Raw genomic sequence first — 6,842 nt, 5'->3', positions numbered from 1 at the left:
CATTGCAATTTATTTCAGAGCAGATCATGCTGTTTTACACACCGGAAAGCGCTAAAACAAAATTAGGAAAACATAAGCCGGATCTTTGGATTGTTACCGAAGATATGACGAGCCAACCGAATCAGCCATGGCGTGCTGACAGGACAACACCTGTAATTATAATCACAGGAAATCCTGATGCTGTTGAAATTAAAAAGAATTCAGGAAAACTAACTGTTCTTTCTATGCCATTATCAATAGTTGATTTGCGGAAAAACGTCGAAATATATGTGTCGTGAGGAGAAGTTTATGCTGTACATAATACTATTATTTGCATTCATAGTTATATATTTGATGATGCTTATGCGGAGACAGAAAGATAAGATGAGCGAAATTAAAATACAAATGGATCAACTGCAGGCACAACATGATGAATTGCAGAAAGAAAGGGATCAGTTACTAGAACAGATGAATCATCTGGAAGAGCAACGAGAACACTTGCAAATACAAACAGACCAGGCATTTCGGAGGGCTGATGAAATTGAGAAAATTTGCGATGAGATATGGCATCATGCTAATATCATCCACCTTTATTCTTCGTTAGCTGAAGAAGAAAGCAAATCTATAACAATGAAAGAAAAACAAAAAGTAATTATTAGAACAACCGAGGAGATTCTAAACATCATATATAAATATAAAGGTAATGTATAATAAAAATATGTCATTCTAGTTATTAGCGTTCAAGGTAAATTCTTATGTAATAATGTCACAGAAGGATTTACCTTTTTCAGGTACAATAGAGATACAAAATTTGAAAGGGGAACAAAGCATTGGCAAAAAGAGTGGCAAGTGTCGATAAAAAAAGATGTGTTGCCTGCGGAGTATGTGAAAATACTTGTCCGCTGGCAGCGGCCAAAGTTTACCATGGATGTTATGCTGTGGTAGAAGAAACAGTGTGTGTAGGATGTGGAAAATGTGCAAAGTCCTGTCCGGCAGGTTGTATTGAAATGAAAGAGAGGACAGCGATGTGAAGAAAAAGAAACATTGGTATGATTATTTATGGATATGGGCGATCCTTTATTTTGCTCTCGGTTTTTTTAATGTTTTGTTCGCTTGGTTTGGGATGATTGATTTCCTGTTGCCGTTAGGAATAGCAATATTCGGTGAAAATAAATTTTTCTGTAATCATTTGTGTGGACGTGGCCAGCTTTTTAGTAAGCTTGGTGGAGATTTAAAATGCTCAAGAAATAAACCAACCCCGCGATGGATGAGTTCAAAATGGTTCCGATACGGCTTTTTGATATTTTTCCTTACAATGTTTGGAAATATGGTATTTCAGACATATTTAGTTGGTGTCGGAGCATCCTCCTTGCGTGAAGCCATCAAATTATTCTGGACCTTCCGTGTTCCGTGGGGATGGACATACACTGCCGGAACAGTAGCTGATTGGGTGGCACAGTTTAGTTTTGGATTTTATAGTTTGATGCTTACATCTTTGTTGTTAGGGTTGATTGTAATGGTGTTATATAAGCCACGAACCTGGTGTACATTTTGTCCAATGGGAACAATGACGCAGGGTATCTGTAAATTAAAAAATAATGAAAAGAAGTAATACTATAAGGTGATTCATAAAAGGCATATGTCAAAAACATTATTGACATATGCCTTTTATAGGACTATTATATAAGAAAAGCGAGAAAGGAGCAGTTTATGCCGAGACCAGTAAAATGCAGAAAAGTCTGCCATTTCCCCAATGTTTTAGAATTTCTTCCGGCAGATGATACGGAGAAAAAAACACCCATTGTTCTGACAGTAGATGAGTACGAGACAATCCGTCTTTTGGACAAGAAAGGTTATAGTCAGGAGCAGTGTGCAGTATCTATGCAGATCGCAAGAACGACGGTCCAGCGGATTTACGAGATTGCCCGGAAGAAAATAGCAGATGCACTTATTGACGGACATCCGCTCAGAATTGAGGGCGGGGATTTCAGAATTTGTGACGGTCAGAGCGGAAACTGCAGCTTTGGAGGATGTTACAAACAGGAAATTTACAAAAAATATGCAGCAGAAAAAGGAGAGGTATTATGAGAATAGCAGTAACATATGAAAATGGACAGATTTTCCAGCACTTTGGACACACAGAGACATTTAAGATTTACGATGTAGAGGAAGGAAAAGTAGTACATTCAGAAGTAGTAGATACGAATGGAAGCGGACATGGCGCATTGGCAGGAGTTCTTAATGCATTGAACGCAGATGTTTTGATCTGTGGCGGAATCGGAGGCGGTGCACAGACAGCGTTAGCGGCGGCCGGTATTAAGCTTTTCGGAGGAGTTTCCGGAGATGCGGATAAAGCAGTAGAAGCTTTTATCAATGAAACACTTGATTATAATCCGGATGTTAAGTGTTCTCACCATGAGCATAACCACGGGGAAGGACATACATGTGGCGAGCATGGATGTGGAAGCCACAGCTGCCATTAAGAAGAATAGCAAAAAATAATAGTACGAAAGGATGTGCCAAGGTAATGTAGAAGTTACCGCAGCACATCCTTTTGTGTTATGTGATTCTCATATTGATTATTTCTTACTTGCCGAAAATAATGAATTGAACGTATAATACTCCCATCTTTTTGTAACTGTCAAAGATGAGAGTATACTTAATTTATTGAGAAGAGTCAATTATATAACTGACATATGCTGTAAATAGAAGTAAAAAAAGCGTAATAAAGTAAATCAACTTTTCTGTGATATCATCACGGAAGCAAGCACTTATTTGGGGTATATTAAGTTCAAATAGGAGAAGGAGTTGAAAAATATGACATCTATAAATATAAATAAAGAAAAGTTTGGACAATTAATTCATAAGGAAAAACCGGTTTTGGTTGATTTCTGGGCACCGTGGTGTGGTTATTGCCGTAGAATTGGAGCAGCTTATGAAAAAATAAGTGAAGAATACAGCGATATACTTGTTGCTGGAAAAGTAAATATTGATGAAGAACCGCAGATTGCAGAAGCTGAAAAGATTGAGGTGATTCCTACGCTGGTTTTATATCGAAATGGAAAGGCAGTAGATTCTATTGTTGCACCTGAATCAAAAATAATGATAGAGAATTTTATTAATGAAGCATTGGAAAAATAAAAGGAGGACTGCTGTATGAATGAAAATCATGTTTACGATATGATTATCGTGGGGGGAGGACCTGGAGGGTATACTTCAGCATTATACGCAGCCAGAGCAGGATTTGATACCATTGTTTTAGAAAAATTATCTGCAGGTGGTCAGATGTCATTGACCTGGCAGATTGATAACTATCCTGGTTTTGAAAATGGAATTGACGGATTTTCATTGGCAGAGAAAATGCAAAAACAGGCGGAAAAATTTGGCGCTAAAAGTGAATATGCTGAAGTTTTTAATATGGATTTAACAGGAAAGCTTAAGAGAGTAGAAACTAGTTCGGGAATTTATATTGGGAAAACAGTAGTGATTGCTACTGGAGCAAATCCAAGAGAACTTGGTCTCGCTAAAGAAAAAGAATTGATAGGTCATGGGGGTGCTTATTGTGCCTCCTGTGATGGTATGTTTTATAAAGATAAGATCGTGGTGGTTGTTGGTGGTGGAAATTCTGCTGTATCAGATGCTGTTCTTTTAAGTCGAATTGCTAAGAAAGTCATCATTGTTCATCGAAGAGATACATTACGTGCAACGAAAATCTACCATGACCAGCTGATGAAAACTGAAAATATAGAGTTTCGATGGAACAATACAGTAAATGAACTGATTTATGGAGAACGATTGACTGGTGTGCGGTTGAAAGATACAGTTACAGGAGAAGAAAACATTATAGAATGTGACGGCCTGTTTGTGAGTATAGGAAGAAAACCGACAACAGATTTTTTAGATAATCAGATAGAACTGGATAATAAAGGATATATTGTGGCAGGTGAAAACACTGAAACGAGTATTCCGGGTGTTTATGCTGTAGGAGATGTCAGAACAAAGTTACTTCGTCAGATAGTAACAGCAGTGGCAGATGGTGCTATGGCAGTACATATGGCAGAAGAGTATGTGGAGAAATAATAATCAGAATTTGAATAGTGAACTTTTTATACTGAAATATGTACGATTTCAATAATGACATGAACTTATGGGAACGTATTGCGGATACTTTGTGAACTTTATCCTGATACAATGATTATGCTGATGAAAGAAGGCATAGATAACTGAATACAAGAAAGAGACGAAAGCCTCAGTAGTTAAGAAAAAACTACTGGGGCTTTTTTTCGTGCCTAAATTTTTCAGCCAATAACTGCGGGCGTATCCCGGCAGGATAAAGGCGGAGCAGGCATGATCCTAAACAGAGGTCCTCCTTCTGGATTTGAAACGAGCAACAAGATTTCAAATTCAGGAGGAACGGATATGTATATTGAACACCCATATTTTTATGAAGGAAAGTACTACGCAAATATTGATGGAGAAATGATCGAGATTACAAAAGAAGTTGCGTATGCGATGAACAATTTTTACAGAAGCAGCAAGGCAAAAAAAGTTGAGATTAAGAACGAGCTGGGAGTTCATATCTTTCAATGAAAGACAAAAGACTGTACGTGAATATATCAAGAAGATCAAAATATCGAATGATTATGTTGAAATTGAGTATAATGATCTTTTGACACGACAGTAAATTACATTTCTATAGTTAATACATCGCAAGGGGATACATCTTCTTGCGTGTAAAATTTCATATATCTTATTCAAGATAATTACCCTATTGGATAAAGGAAATTTCAAAATTTCCACTATAATACATTATCCCAACCACATATCTTATTGATGAACAGGGGATTATTATAAAGGCAAATGATAAAGTCAAGGCTGCAGATGATCCTGAAAATATGCTTAAGGAATTAGATTAATGAAGATAATATTATCCCCTGCTAAAAAGATGATTACAGATACTGACAGCATAGCATCGGATGGATTGCCTGAATTTATTGAAAAGACGATAGAGATACAAAGTTGGTTGAAAAGTAAGTCAAAAGAAGAACTGAAGACTATCTGGAAATGTAATGACAAAATTGCAGAACAGAACTTCAATAGATTGGAAAACATGGATCTTTATCATTTACTTACTCCAGCTGTTTTATCATATGAAGGAATTGCTTTTCAATATATGGCTCCATCCGTGTTTGAGGACAGTCAGTTCGAGTATGTACAAAATCATTTGAGAATAATATCTGCATTTTATGGTGTGTTAAAACCAAGGGATGGTGTGACGCCTTATCGTTTGGAAATGCAGGCGAAGGTTGGAATAGGAGAAACAAAAAATCTGTATGAGTACTGGGGAGATTTATTATACCGCTCAGTGATTGATAACAGCAGGATTATAATCAATCTGGCATCGAAAGAATACTCTAAGTGCATAGAAAAATATCTGACACGACAGGATAGATACATTACGATTACATTTTGTGAGTTATCAGGAGATAAACTGGTGACAAAAGGTACATATGCTAAGATGGCCCGTGGTGAAATGGTTAGGTTCATGGCTGAAAACAGAATTGAAAATCCTGAGGATATTAAGAAATTTGATAGACTAGGCTATTCATTCCGCTCTGATTTATCATCAGATGCAGAATATGTTTTTGAACGGAAAAAAATGATGATTGAATGATTATTTTAAACCCTGTGTTCAAATTGACTTTTATGTCCTCGTATTGTAAACTATGACTAGTTGCCACTAACCATATAAAAGCGTCATCTGGAGGTGTATCAGCTACGACAGAACTTCAATGTTTAAAGCAAGATAAGAAAATTCCGGGCAAGGAGCCTTTTATTACTTATGTAGATTATCAGGCGGGCGATGCCCCTGCTGATATGTGGGTATATGATATTTTTTCGGGCGTACAGTTAATGGTGGTTGATTTTGCTATCGAAAGCTGTTTTCGTGGAAGCGGAAAAGAAAATGTGATTGGAATTAATCATTGCGAAAAAGGTAGATATGAGTGCGCTTTCGATAATAAGAGCTATATCTATTTAGGAGAAGGAGATATTGCGATTAACAGTCAACTGCATCCTCCGGTTGCTTCTTCTTTTCCTTTAAAATATTTTTACGGCTCTACCATTCTGCTTTTTCCGGAAATCATGAAAAGGGGACACGAATTACAGGCTTTTCAAATCAGCGCAGAGAAAATAGTTGAAAAATATTCTCTCAATACAGAATGCCATGTATATCGCCGGAATGCGGAAATAGAGCATGTATATCAGGAGTTATATGCACATTTGACACTTCCGCATCCATCGTTGCCATTTTTGAGATTAAAGGTGTTGGAGCTGCTTTATCATTTTCAGTCAAAGCAAATTGTTTTTGAAGAAAATCGGGAGTATCTTTCAGGGGCAACTGTGGAGCGTATTAAACATGTAAAAGAGCATTTACTGCAGGACATGACGCAGAGAACAAATTTGAAGGAGTTGGCTTTGGAACATGGTTTAAGCCTGACACAGTTAAAAGATGGCTTCCGGCAGGTGTACGGAGAATCTCCTTATGCATATTGGCGGAATTACAAAATGCATCAGGCTGCACAATTACTGCGTCAGACCGATCAGAAAATCAGTGAGATTGCATTGATGATGGGATATGAGAATCCGAGTAAGTTTTCAGAAGCATTTTATGCCGTTATAGGATATAAACCCAATGCTTATCGTAAGGCACAAAAATTAAATACTACCATATAGCCAAAGTAATTAACTAAAGCCCAAAAAGTGATGCTGTCTTTTGACATCATCACTTTTTGGCTTTTCGGAGCATTTTTGCGATTTGTTGGCTTTTTAGAGTAGAAGCAAATCTGGATAAATGCTACAAT

At 37.1% G+C, this 6,842-nt stretch carries 11 protein-coding genes and 1 pseudogene; all 12 read left to right on the top strand.

What is annotated here, in order from left to right:
• Positions 1 to 278 (top strand): response regulator (locus ACYQ5K_RS00835; protein ID WP_459777170.1); only part of this gene is annotated, 278 nt, incomplete at its 5' end.
• 85 nt (positions 279 to 363) lie between these two features.
• Positions 364 to 690: a hypothetical protein gene (locus ACYQ5K_RS00830; RefSeq protein WP_242827138.1), complete on the top strand. Its 327-nt coding sequence runs from the start codon at positions 364 to 366 to the stop codon at positions 688 to 690.
• A 119-nt stretch (positions 691 to 809) separates the two neighbouring features.
• On the top strand, positions 810 to 1,010 hold the full coding sequence (locus ACYQ5K_RS00825) for a 4Fe-4S binding protein (protein WP_028086469.1): 201 nt from the start codon (positions 810 to 812) through the stop codon (positions 1,008 to 1,010).
• Positions 1,007 to 1,591: a 4Fe-4S binding protein gene (locus tag ACYQ5K_RS00820; protein ID WP_029732562.1), complete on the top strand. Its 585-nt coding sequence runs from the start codon at positions 1,007 to 1,009 to the stop codon at positions 1,589 to 1,591. The genes ACYQ5K_RS00825 and ACYQ5K_RS00820 overlap by 4 nt, the downstream gene beginning before the upstream one ends.
• A gap of 98 nt (positions 1,592 to 1,689) precedes the next feature.
• A complete protein-coding gene (locus ACYQ5K_RS00815) occupies positions 1,690 to 2,067 on the top strand; it encodes a DUF134 domain-containing protein (protein WP_459777169.1) in 378 nt (125 codons plus the stop codon).
• A complete protein-coding gene (locus ACYQ5K_RS00810; RefSeq protein ID WP_459777168.1) occupies positions 2,064 to 2,462 on the top strand; it encodes a NifB/NifX family molybdenum-iron cluster-binding protein in 399 nt (132 codons plus the stop codon). The genes ACYQ5K_RS00815 and ACYQ5K_RS00810 overlap by 4 nt, the downstream gene beginning before the upstream one ends.
• A gap of 334 nt (positions 2,463 to 2,796) precedes the next feature.
• Complete coding sequence (locus ACYQ5K_RS00805; protein ID WP_029732564.1) at positions 2,797 to 3,120, top strand: thioredoxin family protein; 324 nt, start codon at positions 2,797 to 2,799, stop codon at positions 3,118 to 3,120.
• Between the two features lie 15 nt (positions 3,121 to 3,135).
• Positions 3,136 to 4,059 carry a thioredoxin-disulfide reductase gene (gene trxB / locus ACYQ5K_RS00800; protein ID WP_459777167.1) on the top strand — a complete coding sequence of 308 codons (924 nt, stop codon included), beginning with the start codon at positions 3,136 to 3,138 and terminating at the stop codon, positions 4,057 to 4,059.
• A 339-nt stretch (positions 4,060 to 4,398) separates the two neighbouring features.
• Positions 4,399 to 4,569 carry a hypothetical protein gene (locus ACYQ5K_RS00795; RefSeq protein ID WP_373241192.1) on the top strand — a complete coding sequence of 57 codons (171 nt, stop codon included), beginning with the start codon at positions 4,399 to 4,401 and terminating at the stop codon, positions 4,567 to 4,569.
• 218 nt (positions 4,570 to 4,787) lie between these two features.
• Positions 4,788 to 4,895: pseudogene (locus ACYQ5K_RS00790) on the top strand (peroxiredoxin); the annotation flags it as partial.
• Complete coding sequence (gene yaaA, locus ACYQ5K_RS00785; RefSeq protein WP_029732451.1) at positions 4,895 to 5,653, top strand: peroxide stress protein YaaA; 759 nt, start codon at positions 4,895 to 4,897, stop codon at positions 5,651 to 5,653. The pseudogene ACYQ5K_RS00790 and the gene yaaA, both read left to right, overlap by 1 nt.
• A gap of 203 nt (positions 5,654 to 5,856) precedes the next feature.
• A complete protein-coding gene (locus ACYQ5K_RS00780; RefSeq protein WP_373241194.1) occupies positions 5,857 to 6,714 on the top strand; it encodes a helix-turn-helix domain-containing protein in 858 nt (285 codons plus the stop codon).
• Positions 6,715 to 6,842: the final 128 nt, after the last annotated feature.

It is taken from the genome of Allocoprococcus similis, from assembly GCF_054660775.1.
Note: the sequence above shows the minus strand (reverse complement) of the source record. Positions and strands in the feature narration are given on the sequence as shown.